Below are 13560 nucleotides of genomic sequence, written 5' to 3'. Positions count from 1 at the left end.
TTTTGGGAAATTATAATAATCCGAAAATGCTATCTAGGCAGTAAAAACAATTGCTATTTTTACTTGTTTTGATTAAAATGTAATAAAAATACAGTTTTGTTAGTGTAGTGACCGAGGGATAAATTGAAATATATTTTGAGGGGGACGAGAGGCAATGAATAATATGTTAACGTATGAAGCCTGTATGGAGAAAATTGAACATCTTCGAAAAAAGATGACTATCGCTGCTTTAAAATACGGCATGTCTCACCCTCTTGTTTTAAAGTATAGTCAAGAATTAGATCGTGCTCATAATCTTGTTCTTACGTTGGAGGTAACGGAGAAGGAATCCTGGATGCAACAAGTTATGTACTGAAATAGTGCAAAAAAGCAATCACCTTGAGGTTCAAGGATTCAACCTGTATAATGATAGTTAGAATAGAATTAGGGGTGATTATAATGCTTACGATAACAGATGCTGCGGTTAATCATATTAGAGAGATGATGAAAGCAGAGGGTGAGGATAACTTATTGCTTCGTGTTGGTGTAAAAGGCGGCGGTTGTAGTGGACTTTCCTACGGCATGGGCTTTGATACCCAGAAGCATGAGGAAGATAATCAACTGGATGTTAACGGATTACCTGTATTAATTGATAAGGAAAGTGAACCAGTTTTAGATGGGGTCGTCATTGATTATAAACAAAATATGATGGGCGGGGGATTCACTATTGAAAACCCAAATGCAATTGCGTCATGTGGTTGCGGTTCTTCATTCCGGACAGCAACAAATGCTGGAACGCCAGAAGATTGCTAAAAATAAAAAAGACAGCCGTAGAGCTGTCTTTTTTATTTGAGGAAAAGACTACTATAAAAGCTTTTTTCGCTCCTAAAACAAGCTAGTACTATGACCGGGATGCAAGCGCGCTTTGGGGTCGATATAGGCTTTAGCATTATTAACTGCAGTTGGTGCCTCGCCAAATCCTGTAGCAATTAACTTCACTTTTCCTTCGTAAGAGCAAACATCGCCAGCGGCATAAATGCCTTTAACGTTTGTTTCCATTTTAGTATTAACAATAATCGAGTTCTTTTCAATTTCAAGGCCCCATTCTTTGATTGGACCTAGTGATGAAACAAAGCCAAAATTTACGATTACTGCATCAATATCAAGTGTTTTTGTTGTATCACTTTTTATTTCCGAAATGGTAACTTGATTGATATTCTCTTCGTCCCCATGTAATTCTGTGATTTCAAATGGCGTTAACACATTCACACTCGATTGTTGTAAGAGATTAACACTATGCTCATGTGCTCTGAATTTATCACGACGGTGAATAAGAGTCACTTCTTTGGCGATAGGCTCAATCATAAGAGACCAGTCAAGAGCTGAATCGCCACCACCACAGATTAAGACTTTTTTATCTTTAAAAATACTTAAATCTTGTACAAAGTAATGTAGATTTTTTCCTTCATACGTTTTGGATCCGTCAACTTCAAGTCGACGGGGTTGAAATGCGCCTGCGCCTGCTGTAATAATAATGGCTTTAGTATAATGTGACTCTTTGTCCGTTTCAATGATAAAGCTTTCGTCTTCTTGCTTGGTAAGTTCTTTTACAGATTGTTCAAGTACAATAGTTGGGTTAAATTGATTAGCTTGTTCAGTAAGTGAATCCACCAATTCTTGAGCTTTTACCTTTGGAAATCCAGCAACATCATATATGTACTTTTCGGGGTAAAGTGCTGAAAGTTGACCACCAAGCTGAGGCATACTTTCGATGATTTTAACTTTTGCTTGTCTCATCCCAGCATAAAATGCAGCGAATAGGCCAGTTGGACCTCCCCCAATAATCGTTAAGTCATACATTGTCTGTTCTTCACTCATGTAAACGCCTCCCAGAAATTAGTCAATACTGTTCCTTCATTATACTCATAAATTTAGCTGAAATGAAAGTTGGCACATGACTGACAGTCTTTTTTGGATATTTTTAAAAAATGTGTTTATATTAAGAAATATAAAGAATTTATGTTTCGATATGCAATTCCATTCACACTTTTGCCATATTTTTTTAAAAAGATTGTTGAAAATTTGAGAGAAAAGCCATATTATAAGAATTGTGTGTCGTGGAAATATTATATATTTTATGTCAGGACTATTTATGCCATTATTCGTGAAAAAGATCACAAGGATATCTGACAAGGTTCTTGTTGATATGTAAGATTTATAATCTAATGAAAATGGAAGTGATGAAATGAAGAAGCCGAATATTGTCATTTTGGGTGCAGGTTACGGCGGAATGATTGCAGCCACTAGACTAACGAAAGAACTTGGTCATAACGAAGTTAATATTACGTTAGTTAACAAACATGACTACCACTATCAAACTACATGGTTGCACGAGCCAGCAGCTGGGACGTTATCTGCAGAAAAAACACGGATGGATATTAAAAGTGTGTTAGATTTTAACAGAATTAAATTTATTAAAGACATCGTTGTTGAAATTAAGCGGGAAGAAAAGAAAGTTGTGCTTGAAAATAATGAACTTGAGTATGATTATTTAATCGTAGGTCTTGGTTCTGAACCGGAAACGTTTGGTGTACCTGGAGTACACGAGTTTGCCTTCAGTAAATGGACTGTTAACGGGGCTCGTCAAGTAAAAGATCATATTGAGTATATGTTTGCGAAGTATAATAATACAGAGGAAGCAAGTCGTGACGAACTTCTTACATTTATCGTAGCAGGTGCCGGATTTACAGGGATTGAGTTTATCGGTGAATTATCTGAACGTGTGCCAGAGTTATGTAATCGTTATGATATTCCGCGAGAAAAAGTTAAGATGTACGTGATTGAAGCAGCTCCAACAGCATTACCAGGATTTGACCCTGAGCTTGTTGAATATGCGATGAATCTACTTGAGAGTCGTGGCGTTGAATTTAAAATCAACTGTCCTATTAAAGAAGTGACAGAAACAGGTGTCCTTCTTGCGAGCGGAGACGAAATTAAGTCAGAAACAGTAGTATGGGCAACCGGTGTGCGGGGAAGTTCGATCATTGAAAAGTCTGGGTTTGAAGCCATGAGAGGACGTATCAAAGTAGACCCAGATTTAAGAGCACCTGGTCATGAAGATATTTTCATCATTGGTGACTGTGCGTTACTAATTAATGAAGAAATCAACCGTCCATACCCACCAACTGCACAAATTGCTATGCAAATGGCAGACACCTGTGCTCATAATATTAAGCTATTAATTAAAGGTGGCGGATCCCTTAAAACGTTTAAGCCTGATATCAAGGGAACGGTTGCTTCATTAGGAGGCAAGCAAGCAATTGGTGTTGTTGGTTCAAGAAAACTTTTCGGTACTTCTGCGAACTTTATGAAGAAAATGATTGATAATCGCTATTTATTTTTATTAGGTGGACCAGCACTAGTGTTGAAAAAAGGAAAGAACCCATTTTAAGGTTTATTTATAGACAATGACGTTATTCAAGGTTACGTTATTTCTCAAGGGTGTCCGAAAAGGTCAAAAAATAACCTTTTTGGACACCCTTTTCACGTATTTGCCACAAAGGGTTTACTCCTCTAGTTGACTGGCTTGCTTCTCTTTCAGTAAACTAACTATCATATGGGGGTGCAAGCAAGTGAGTATACCACAATTATTAATTTCAATTATCCTGTTCCTTATCTTATTTTTTGGAATTGGATTTTTGCTGAACATGGTGCTTCGTTCGACCTGGATTATGGCTGTTTTTTATCCGATTATTATCATTGTGATTGTAGACAATGTTCGTATGATTGATTATGTGATAAATCCAGCAATGTCTTTTTCTCAATTAGGATCTGATTTATTTGCTTTAAAGCTTGTTGATATGGTTATTTTATTTAGTGGTTTTGTAGGAGCAATCATATCAGGAATTGTCATTAAAATGCTTCGGGTTAGAGGATATCAAATGTTCTAATAGTGATGCTTCTCTTTATTTAATAGAGTTTCGTATAAACTGAGGCGGTCTTTTCCTTTTTGAACAGACGCTAATAAGGCTTAGGAAGCAATTACTCTTAGTGTCGATAACTAAGTGGGCATGTGAAATATTTGGGGTATCTCTAAAGGTTAAAATGCCTTTCGAGGTATCCTTTTTTATTTAGATTGCAAGTAGGAAAATAAAATTCAGAATATTCCCTTCTTTGTTTTGAATAAGTTTCCCTCACATTGGAGATGATTACAAAGTGAGGGGAGTGAAGGATTTGGAAATTCTAAAAACCTTGAGTCGAAGAATAATTATGAGTTGTTTAGTAGGAGTTGCTTTTTTTACAACATTTCAGACTATTTCTGGGGTAAGTGCTTCGGGTATCCAAGATTGGATGTACCAAAAAATGAGTGAAAGCACCAAGGATACAGAAATAAATATAGCAAAACATATGACGTATAAAAAAACGTCATTTTCAAGAAGAAGTTTACCGAGCTATCAAACAAACGAGTTATCAATGTCCTATGAAGTGGTTGAATCAAACCCCCTTCCTCTAGAAGAAGCAGTAGATTGGACAAAATATCCATCAAATAAAGTTGTAGCGACTGGATATACAGCTGGGTTTGAATCGACAGGAAAGAGACCAGACCACCCAAGTTATGGGATTACTTACTCCGGAGTACAGGTGCGTCGCGATTTGTATTCAACTATTGCTGCAGACCCCACCGTGTATCCAATTGGTTCAGTACTGTTTATTCCGGGTTATGGTTACGGTGTTGTCGCTGATACAGGGTCTGCTATTAAGGGAAATCGAATTGATTTATACTATGAATCTGTGCGGGATGTCTATGATAAATGGGGAAAACAAGAACTTGAAGTATTTCTAGTGAGAAAAGGCGAAGGACGTATATCGGAAGAAGAATTCATGGCATTAAATGAGGCTGAGGCTGTTCAGGTCTTTCGAGAACAATTGATTGATTAAAAGGAGACTAGTGAAAAAGGTTGGTTTTTACCTTTTTCACTAGTCTCTTACCTATTAAAAGTACGGTCTTGCTTAATGAATGATTATATGCAATACCAATGTGAGGATGATACCAAGTAATGCTCCGAAAAAAACTTCTATTGGCTGATGGCCAAGAAGTGTTTTTAATTCTTTTAGCTTTTCATCTTCTTCCTTTTTAGGCCAGTTCTTCATCTCTTTTACAATTTTGTTGAAATCAGACGCTAGCTGGTTTATCATCGTTGCATGATATCCTGCATGACGTCGTACGCCAGTTGCGTCAAACATAACAATGATTCCAAAAACAGCAGAGACTGCAAATAGGGTTGAATCTAACCCGTGTTCAAACGCAACTGAGGTAGCCAGAGAAGTAACAGCAGCAGAGTGAGAACTTGGCATACCACCAGTACTCGTAAATAACGTCCAGTCCAATTTACGAGTAGCAATAAATGCTAAAGGAATCTTAATGAATTGAGCAAATACAATGGCAAAGAGTGAAGCCCAGAGAGGGAAGTTTTGAAAAAGTTCCATATCTATAATTACGTCCTTTCTAAAATAACCCAACTATATAGTCCATTATATTTTCACTTATTATACCATAGATAAGAAAGTCTTTCTAAAAGAAGTAACTGAAAACAAGAGAGGAGGAGTTTCATGTTTGAGATTAAAACCAGATTTAATCAGCATACTCATCATGAGGTACTCGTTGTAGGAATAAGTGAAAAAGGAGTAGATTCAGAAACTTTTTTAAAAATTGACGAAATTTTTAATGGTGAGTTATCAGAACTACGCAAGAAAAACAGAAAGTTAACAAAACGTGGAGAGTTAACAAAGATATACACCTTGGGTCGGTTATCCACAAAGGTTCTCTACTTTGTTGGATTAGGAGAAAAACAACTCTCTGTAGAGGAGTCGAACGAGTTACGTGAATTGTTTGCCATAGTAGGGAAACAAGTGAAACAGGACCGGGTTAGTAGAATGGCTATTGTTTTTGAGAGTTTTTGTCGGGAAAAGGATTTTGAAGCGACTCTGGCTTTTATTTTGGGTGAGTCAATAGCTTTAAGTAGCTACAAAGTGTTTGACTACAAAGAAAAGTCTAATGAGGTAGAAATGTTCTTATCAGACATTACGATGTATACGTCAACTGACTGTAAAAATGATGCAGAAAAAGGATTTGTTTCGGGTATAAGTACTAATTATGCAAGAGATTTAGTGAACCGGCCGGGGAATCTATTAACCCCATCAGATTTAGCTGATGAAGCTAGTATACTTGCAAGAAATCATGAATTTGAAATTGATATTATTGAAAAAGCTGAAATGGAGCAAATAGGGATGGGAGCGCTCCTTGCTGTCGCAGCTGGGAGTGACCAAGCGCCTAAAATGATCGTATTAAAATATCAGGGAAAGGAAGAATGGACCAATGTATTAGGATTGGTAGGAAAGGGTCTGACGTTTGATTCTGGTGGTATTTCAATTAAATCCCGAGAGAATTTACACCAAATGAAGATGGACATGGGGGGCGCAGCAGCGGTACTAGGTGCGATGAACGTGATCGGCACATTAAAACCAACTGTAAATGTGCTTGCTGTTATTCCGGCATCGGAAAATTTACTGAATGGATCTGCATTAAAGCCAGGTGATGTCATTCGTTCGATGAACGGAAAGACGATTGAAGTACGTAATACTGATGCAGAAGGACGCTTGATTTTGGCGGATGGTATGACTTATGCAAAGCAATTAGGAGCAAATTACTTGATTGATGTTGCCACATTAACGGGTGCTGTTTCTGTAGCTCTGGGTGATTGTACTACTGGGGCGGTAACAAATAATCAGGAATTGATGAGCAAAGTTATGAAAGCATCTTTGGAAACGGGTGAGTGGGTTTGGGAGTTTCCAACCTATAAACCTTACCATGAGATGTTAAGGACAAGTGACGTAGCTGACTTAAATAATGCGCCAGGTCGATTAGCAGGCAGCATAACAGCAGGGTTATTTATCGGTGAATTTGCGGAAGGAACCCCGTGGGTCCATCTTGATATCGCGGGAACGGCATGGCAAACAAAAGAAAACAACCTTGGTCCTATTGGTGGAACTGGCGTAATGGTTCGAACGATAGCGAACCTAGCAATCAAATTTGAAGGAATCTAGTTAATAAGAGTCATTTCTATTATAGAAGTGACTCTATATTCAGCTGGAAATAAAAGCAGATACATATGTAAGACATTTGTCACAGGCTAAACCTTTGTTTTTTCGACTCGTTCGTAGGATTATGGAATATCTGAGCGGAGTCAGGAGGATAAGGACAGATTTGCCATTTGAAATAAACTGAGCCTGTTTTTTCAGAGTTGAACAAGAAATAAGCTTTCAAATGGCGTTTGTGATAGGGGTTAATTTCCAGTAAGCTTTTATGTAGTCATCTTTTTTTGCCTTTTCTTTTTCAAAAATGAATAGTGAAGGGAGTATAGCAATGAAAGTTTTGAGAGTACTAGATCGTGGATTAATGAAACTAGAAGAACATATATTAAGCTATTCGATTATTCTCATTGCTATTATGATTGTTGGTAATGTATTGAGTCGTGCAATATTTGGAAAAAGTTGGACCTCTCTGTTCGGACAGTCATTCTCTCCACAAGAAATGAGTACGTTTGCTGTGACTGTTGCGACGTTTATGGGAATCAGCTACGCTGCGAGAAAGGGAAGACATATTAGCATGTCCGCATTTTTCGATTTAGCTCCGTACAAGATTCGAAAGGCTTTAGCAATAGTTATTCCATTTTTAACAGCTATTGTTCTCTTCATACTGATGTATTTTGCCTATGAATATTTCATCTCGTTATATGAATCTAAGAGAAAAACTACAGCTATGGAGATGTATGCTTATTACTTGGCGTTCTTCGTTCCGATTGGCTTTGGACTTGGAGGTCTTCAGTTTTTACGTAATATGTGGGTGAATATTAGAGAAAAAGAAGTGTACTTAGCTCAAGATAAAAAGGACTACTCATAATAATTTAAAAGACTGCGAGGAATGAAAATGATAGCTACGATGTTAACAATCATGATTGTGCTTCTTGCTCTAGGCTTTCCAATGATGATTCCTATGCTCGCAGCTTCGGTAGTCGTCATAACAGTCTTTATGACAAACATAAATCCGATGGTCCTTGTCCAACAAATGATGGGTGGAATATCATCTTATGTCCTACTCGCTGTTCCGCTGTTTATTTTTGCAGCTGATATTATGTCGACAGGAAAAACGTCACAGCGATTATTGGACTTTGTTGGCTCTTTTATTGGACATATGAGAGGCGGTTACGCCATCACCACAGCTGCTGCATGTACGCTTTTTGGGTCAATATCTGGATCAACACAAGCTACTGTGGTGGCTGTTGGAAAGCCGATGCGAAAAAAACTTTTATCGGTTGGTTACAAGGATTCAAGCGCAATTGCTTTAATTATTAATGCAAGTGATATTGCTTTACTGATTCCTCCAAGCATTGGGATGATTATCTACGGGTTAGCAGCTCAAAATGTCTCAGTAGGAGATTTATTTATAGCTGGTATTGGCCCAGGGGTGTTAATCTTTTTAATGTTTGCTACTTATAGTTTTATTCATGCGAAAATTTATAATATTCCGTTGGCTAAAAAACATAGCTGGAAAGAACGGTGGCGTGCAACAGTAAAAGCCCTTCTTCCACTAGGCTTTCCTGTTATCATTATTGGTGGTATTTACACGGGATATTTTAGTCCAACTGAAGCAGCGGGAATCTCCGTTTTGTATGCTTTGATTCTTGAAGTATTAATATTCCGTTCCATTAAATTAAAAGAAGTACCAACTATTGCTCTTTCAACAGGTTTAGTGACATCAGCTGTTTTTATTCTCGTTGCAGCGGGGCAAGCGTTTTCCTATTTGATTGCTCGTGCACGAATACCGCAAATGTTATCTGAGGCCGTGTTAGGCGCGGATCCAACCGCGTTACAAGTGTTATTTATAGTTGCTATCTTTTTCTTTATAGGGTGTATGTTCGTTGATCCTATTGTCGTAATCTTAATCTTAACACCGATCTTTTATCCGATTGCGATGCAAGCGGGCGTTGACCCGATTCATTTGGGCGTTGTTATAACGTTCCAAGCTGCGCTCGGTTCCGCTACCCCGCCATTTGGTGTAGATATCTTTACAGCGAGCGCAGTGTTCGGTAAATCGTATTTAGATGTAATTAGAGGAACACCACCCTATATCATTATGTTGGTCTTTGTAGGGGTGTTAGTTATATTATTTGAGGATATTTCGCTCTTCCTATTAAGGTGGATGTGATTATTCTTAAAATAGAAAATTATAGGGGGTATTTGATGTTATTTAAGAAAAGAAGTTGGAAAGCTCTAACTCTAGCAAGTGCACTTACAGTAGCTTTAGCTGCATGTGGTGGTGGTGAAGAAGCAGAAACAGATGAGGTATCAGAACCAAATGAAAATGGTGGTACTAGCGAACCTGCTGCTGAGGAAGAAACGTATAGCTGGGACATTGTCACTGAGGAATATCCAGGAGATGTTCAATACGAATATGCTGTGGAATTTGCTGAGCTTCTTAAAGAAAAGTCAGACGGTCGTATTGATATGACAGTTTTTGAATATGGTACATTAGGTGGTTCTGTAGACCAAATTGAGCAATTACAGCAAGGGATGATTGAATTTGCGGTTGTTTCTCCAGGATTTACTGGCGGAATGGTAACAGCAGGTCAAGTCTTTGCTTTACAATTTTTATTACCAGATGATTTAGCTGTAACACAAGAAATTTTAAATACGAGTGAAGCTCTTAATACACATTTATCAGAATTGTATGAAGCTGAAAGTATTTTGCCACTTGCTTACTGGACTGAAGGAGCGATGCAGTGGACAGGTGATAGAGAGTTACGTACACCTGCAGATTTTGAAGGGTTCAAAATTAGAACACAAGAGTCTCCTCTTATTATGAGATCTTATGAAGCATATGGTGCTGACCCTACACCAATGGATTGGGGTGAGCTTTATACTTCACTTGACCGTGGTACTGTAGAAGGTCAAGAAAACCCTATCTTCTTCATTGAAGGTGCATCTTTCCACGAAGTTCAAGATCATTTAACTGTTTCAAATCATAACAACTATGTAGCGATGACAACAGTAAATCCAACATTCTATCATGAGTTACCAGAAGACATTCGCGCGATTGTTGATGAAACAGTAGCAGAAATGCAAGAGCGTGTGTTTGAATTACAGACTGAGTTGAACGATGGGGCTCTTGAGAGGATTGCAGAAGATACAGAGAATCCTACAGCAGTAATTGAATTGACTGAAGAAGAGCGTGAAGCATTCCGTGAAAAAGCATTGGAAGTACGTGAATACTTTAGAAATGATGTTGTAGATGAAAAAGGTCGAGAAATTTTAGAACTTCTTGAAGAGGAAATTGCTGCTCTACAAGAATAAGATATTCTAAGAATAAGCCTCCAATTGAAGGTATTGGAAAAGGTGTTTTTACATTTTTCAGTACCCTGATTAAATAGAAAAGCCCTGCTATGAGAAAATCACTCATAGCGGGGCTTTTCTAATGAAGCAACGGCTGCGATCATTGCAAAGAGGGTACTGAAAACCTCTTCAGTGCCCTTTTTTTGTTTAGAGATAAAAAAACCAAGCCAACACGTTGTGTAGCCTCATATAAAGTCAATCTCTGCACGCTGTAGTCGCAACTTTGTTTTAACGATTCTAACTGAGTCTTTCAAAGTTTTTGAAGCTTTTATGCATTAAAGCGTATGTTTGACAGAGGAAGATAAGAATGATATTTTAATATAGTTTGGTTTTAGTGAATTAGTGATTTAATAAGTTAAAGGATTAAGGAGTGATAGACATGAATGCAGTATTAATTGCTGTTATCGTCATGCTCGTATTAAGTCTTATTAGGGTGCATGTCGTTCTGGCATTAATTATTGGTGCAATGATTGGAGGGGTGGTAGGGGGACTTGGTTTTGAACAGACCATCTCTGTGTTTAGTGAAGGACTTGGTGGAAGCGCGACGGTCGCGTTAAGCTATGCATTGTTAGGATCATTTGCTGTGGCGATTGCTCGCACTGGACTTCCGGATGTAATGGTGAAATATGCTGTTCAATTAGTTGGTAGGAATCGTGATTCAAAAAAGCAAAAACTATCAAAAGCACTTATTTTCTTTGTGATTTTACTAGTTTCATGTTTTTCACAAAATGTTGTCCCTGTGCATATTGCCTTTATTCCAATTTTAATCCCACCGATTTTGAAAGTGTTAAATGAGTTAGGGGTTGATAGAAGGGCCATTGCTTCTATTATCACCTTTGGATTAACTGCACCTTATATCTTTTTGCCTTATGGATTTGGCGCAATATTTCACGGAATTGTTGTCGATAATATGACCGTGAACGGTTTAGAGGTTGAGCGTTCTTCTATCCCACTTGCAATGGGGATCCCAACTGCAGGGTTAGTTACCGGTTTATTGGTTGCTGTTTTTGTCACCTATCGTAAAAGAAGGATTTATGAGAATAAACCACTTATCGGTGAAACAATAGAGAGTCAAGCATATACTAAAGCATCACTTATTGCAGCTTTGACTGCAATTGTTGTGACATTAATTACTCAGAGAGTAACAGATTCAATGATTATAGCCGGTATGGCGGGGATTTTTGTCTTACTGCTTAGCGGAACTTTAAAATGGAAAGAAGCAGATACCGTTGTGACTGATGGGATGAAAATGATGGCTTTTATCGGTTTTGTGATGTTAACTGCATCGGGGTTTGCAGCGGTTATTCGTGAAACAGGTCATGTTGATTTATTGGTCGAAAGCGTCTCGGGTATTGTTGGTGACAATCGAGCGGTGGCTGCTCTGTTTATGCTTGTTGTTGGCCTTGTCATTACGATGGGGATTGGCTCCTCGTTTTCTACGATTCCGATTATCGCCACTTTATTTGTTCCGTTAGGTCTTGCTGTTGGTTTCAGTCCTTTAGCGATTATTGCGCTTATTGGTACAGCTGGTGCACTTGGGGATGCGGGTGCTCCTGCATCAGATAGTACACTTGGTCCGACAGCTGGATTGAATGCTGATAGTCAACATCATCATATTTGGGATACATGTGTTCCGACGTTTCTCCACTTCAACATTCCCCTGATCGTATTTGGATGGATTGCAGCAATGGTTCTTTGACATAGATGTAGGGTAAGTTTGATTTTCATTATAAATTTCCATTGAATTGAAACTTTACCGGATGTTCTCCCGTCTAATTAATTAGACTAAAAGTGCGGAGGGAATCATGTGGAACTGGAAATTTAGCGTCGTACTCATAACACTTTTACTAATGGGGTGTCAGAAAGCGCAAGTTGATGAAGGGAAAGTCCTTAATCATTATGATCATTTTCTAGAGGATGTTGGGGAATTGTTTCGTTACCATGCAGAGGAAAATGAGATGTTTTATAATGAGCGATATCAAACTAAAGAGGAAGTCGATCAATTGCTTAAGCCGTATATGACAGAAAAGGGTATCTCCCAAATTAAAAATGATTTTTTTGTTGAGGTAGAAAGTCGGCTTGTTTATAAGGAGGATTTCCAGTTATACCTTCGTGAAAGAGGTGATTATCGCTCCTTTTATTCAGGAAACCGTCAATATTATGATGTCATTCGTGAATCTGTAATAAACCCTGGGTTACGACTTATTAATCCGGATATTGTCAAAATGCAAGAAGAAAATGGCCGAATTTTGATGGAAGGCATTGAGATACCTATTTATTTCTATCATGAACAAGATGTGTATGCACAACAACAGTTTGGACAGCTAGGTTACCCTTCCAATGATCTGCTTTCTATCTCTGTTTCATTCGTCAGCAAAGGAAACACTTTACTAATTGATCAAATACAAATAGGTTCATAAAGAGTGTTAGGATGGCAGAAACTGCCTTTTAAACACTCTTTTTTTCATTCGAAGTGATGATTTTTTGTTTCAATACATATAACCGTTAGTGGGGCACGTGCATTGATAAGTAAAAACGCTTATAATGGAAAGATGTTTATAAGTTATTAAAAAGGAGTGAGTAATATGGTACAGCGACCTGCAGGCTTTTGGATTCGCCTTGGCGCACTTATTTTAGATGGTTTAATTGTTGGGCTATCCGTCCTGATAGTCTCTTTATTAATTGGTATAGATTCTGACGGTCAAAGTGTGTTTAGTGGAATTGTCGACATTCTCTATTCGTTATTACTGCCAGTTTTTTGGTACGGGTATACAGTTGGAAAACGAATTTGTGGTATTCGTATCGTAAAGTTGGATGGAAGTAATGTCGGGTTTGGTACAATGCTTTTACGCTATATTGTTGCCGGGTTTGTCTATGTCATCACATTGGGGATTGCATATATTGTAAGTATCTTCATGGTGGCATTTCGTCAGGATAAACGAGGCGTCCATGATATGATTGCAAAAACTTATGTAACGTACGAAAAGCCAGTAGAAACAAATCCTTATCAAGAAGCATAAGAAATGAAAGGGGTATCCCAGTGTGTTTACTTTTGGGATGCGCCTTAGGCTTTAGTGAATGCAACGACCCTGCTCATTGCATAAAGGACCCTGAAAAAAGTGAAATTCACAC

At 38.1% G+C, this 13560-nt stretch carries 14 protein-coding genes; 12 read left to right on the top strand and 2 right to left on the bottom strand.

The genetic code is table 11. The annotated features are described in order from the left end of the window. The first annotated feature begins 154 nt into the window (after positions 1-154). Together CEF19_RS06310 and CEF19_RS06305 are read left to right on the top strand one after the other, a co-directional pair. Complete coding sequence (locus CEF19_RS06310; RefSeq protein WP_100405301.1) at positions 155-355, top strand: aspartyl-phosphate phosphatase Spo0E family protein; 201 nt, start codon at positions 155-157, stop codon at positions 353-355. 83 nt (positions 356-438) lie between these two features. Next, positions 439-792, top strand: a complete 354-nt coding sequence (locus CEF19_RS06305; protein WP_100405300.1) for a HesB/IscA family protein — start codon at positions 439-441, stop codon at positions 790-792. Between the two features lie 72 nt (positions 793-864). Here CEF19_RS06305 and CEF19_RS06300 read toward each other — a convergent pair whose 3' ends face one another. Continuing rightward, a complete protein-coding gene (locus tag CEF19_RS06300; protein ID WP_100405299.1) occupies positions 865-1857 on the bottom strand; it encodes an NAD(P)/FAD-dependent oxidoreductase in 993 nt (330 codons plus the stop codon). 367 nt (positions 1858-2224) lie between these two features. Here CEF19_RS06300 and CEF19_RS06295 point away from each other — a divergent pair, with 367 nt between their 5' ends. The 3 genes from CEF19_RS06295 to CEF19_RS06285 all read left to right on the top strand — a co-directional run bounded on the left by CEF19_RS06295 (position 2225) and on the right by CEF19_RS06285 (position 4917). Continuing rightward, the gene (locus tag CEF19_RS06295) at positions 2225-3430 is read left to right on the top strand and encodes an NAD(P)/FAD-dependent oxidoreductase (protein ID WP_100405298.1); all 1206 of its coding nucleotides are present in this window, start codon (positions 2225-2227) and stop codon (positions 3428-3430) included. 181 nt (positions 3431-3611) lie between these two features. Further along, complete coding sequence (locus tag CEF19_RS06290) at positions 3612-3929, top strand: YuiB family protein (RefSeq protein ID WP_100405297.1); 318 nt, start codon at positions 3612-3614, stop codon at positions 3927-3929. Between the two features lie 283 nt (positions 3930-4212). Next, the gene (locus CEF19_RS06285) at positions 4213-4917 is read left to right on the top strand and encodes a 3D domain-containing protein (protein ID WP_100405296.1); all 705 of its coding nucleotides are present in this window, start codon (positions 4213-4215) and stop codon (positions 4915-4917) included. A gap of 72 nt (positions 4918-4989) precedes the next feature. Here the strand turns inward: CEF19_RS06285 and CEF19_RS06280 are convergent, their stop codons facing one another. Beyond that, positions 4990-5466, bottom strand: coding sequence for a divergent PAP2 family protein (locus CEF19_RS06280; RefSeq protein ID WP_100405295.1), 477 nt, complete (start codon positions 5464-5466; stop codon positions 4990-4992). Positions 5467-5589: 123 nt separating this feature from the next. On the opposite strand from CEF19_RS06280, the gene CEF19_RS06275 reads away from it, so the two are divergent. The 7 genes from CEF19_RS06275 to CEF19_RS06245 all read left to right on the top strand — a co-directional run bounded on the left by CEF19_RS06275 (position 5590) and on the right by CEF19_RS06245 (position 13448). Continuing rightward, a complete protein-coding gene (locus CEF19_RS06275) occupies positions 5590-7083 on the top strand; it encodes a leucyl aminopeptidase (protein ID WP_100405294.1) in 1494 nt (497 codons plus the stop codon). Between the two features lie 319 nt (positions 7084-7402). Then, on the top strand, positions 7403-7939 hold the full coding sequence (locus CEF19_RS06270) for a TRAP transporter small permease (RefSeq protein ID WP_100405293.1): 537 nt from the start codon (positions 7403-7405) through the stop codon (positions 7937-7939). Positions 7940-7966: 27 nt separating this feature from the next. Beyond that, entirely contained in the window at positions 7967-9244 is a 1278-nt protein-coding gene (locus CEF19_RS06265; protein WP_100405292.1) for a TRAP transporter large permease, read from the top strand. Positions 9245-9279: 35 nt separating this feature from the next. Then, complete coding sequence (gene dctP / locus CEF19_RS06260; protein ID WP_100405291.1) at positions 9280-10389, top strand: TRAP transporter substrate-binding protein DctP; 1110 nt, start codon at positions 9280-9282, stop codon at positions 10387-10389. Between the two features lie 418 nt (positions 10390-10807). After that, positions 10808-12127: a Na+/H+ antiporter family protein gene (locus tag CEF19_RS06255; protein ID WP_100405290.1), complete on the top strand. Its 1320-nt coding sequence runs from the start codon at positions 10808-10810 to the stop codon at positions 12125-12127. Between the two features lie 106 nt (positions 12128-12233). Next, on the top strand, positions 12234-12848 hold the full coding sequence (locus CEF19_RS06250; RefSeq protein WP_100405289.1) for a hypothetical protein: 615 nt from the start codon (positions 12234-12236) through the stop codon (positions 12846-12848). 165 nt (positions 12849-13013) lie between these two features. Continuing rightward, positions 13014-13448, top strand: a complete 435-nt coding sequence (locus CEF19_RS06245) for an RDD family protein (protein ID WP_100405288.1) — start codon at positions 13014-13016, stop codon at positions 13446-13448. Positions 13449-13560: the final 112 nt, after the last annotated feature.

This window comes from Bacillus solitudinis (assembly GCF_002797395.1).
In the GTDB taxonomy this organism is placed as follows: domain Bacteria; phylum Bacillota; class Bacilli; order Bacillales; family Bacillaceae_D; genus Halalkalibacter_A; species Halalkalibacter_A solitudinis.
This window is presented reverse-complemented; position numbering and strand designations above follow the sequence as displayed.

Bases quoted from the DNA above. Each gene is read 5' to 3' on its own strand.
- CEF19_RS06310 (WP_100405301.1), top strand. From the start codon at position 155: ATGAATAATATGTTAACGTATGAAGCCTGTATGGAGAAAATTGAACAT.
- CEF19_RS06305 (WP_100405300.1), top strand. From the start codon at position 439: ATGCTTACGATAACAGATGCTGCGGTTAATCATATTAGAGAGATGATG.
- CEF19_RS06300 (WP_100405299.1), bottom strand. From the start codon at position 1,857: ATGAGTGAAGAACAGACAATGTATGACTTAACGATTATTGGGGGAGGT.
- CEF19_RS06295 (WP_100405298.1), top strand. From the start codon at position 2,225: ATGAAGAAGCCGAATATTGTCATTTTGGGTGCAGGTTACGGCGGAATG.
- CEF19_RS06280 (WP_100405295.1), bottom strand. From the start codon at position 5,466: ATGGAACTTTTTCAAAACTTCCCTCTCTGGGCTTCACTCTTTGCCATT.
- CEF19_RS06275 (WP_100405294.1), top strand. From the start codon at position 5,590: ATGTTTGAGATTAAAACCAGATTTAATCAGCATACTCATCATGAGGTA.
- CEF19_RS06270 (WP_100405293.1), top strand. From the start codon at position 7,403: ATGAAAGTTTTGAGAGTACTAGATCGTGGATTAATGAAACTAGAAGAA.
- CEF19_RS06265 (WP_100405292.1), top strand. From the start codon at position 7,967: ATGATAGCTACGATGTTAACAATCATGATTGTGCTTCTTGCTCTAGGC.
- dctP (WP_100405291.1), top strand. From the start codon at position 9,280: ATGTTATTTAAGAAAAGAAGTTGGAAAGCTCTAACTCTAGCAAGTGCA.
- CEF19_RS06255 (WP_100405290.1), top strand. From the start codon at position 10,808: ATGAATGCAGTATTAATTGCTGTTATCGTCATGCTCGTATTAAGTCTT.
- CEF19_RS06250 (WP_100405289.1), top strand. From the start codon at position 12,234: ATGTGGAACTGGAAATTTAGCGTCGTACTCATAACACTTTTACTAATG.
- CEF19_RS06245 (WP_100405288.1), top strand. From the start codon at position 13,014: ATGGTACAGCGACCTGCAGGCTTTTGGATTCGCCTTGGCGCACTTATT.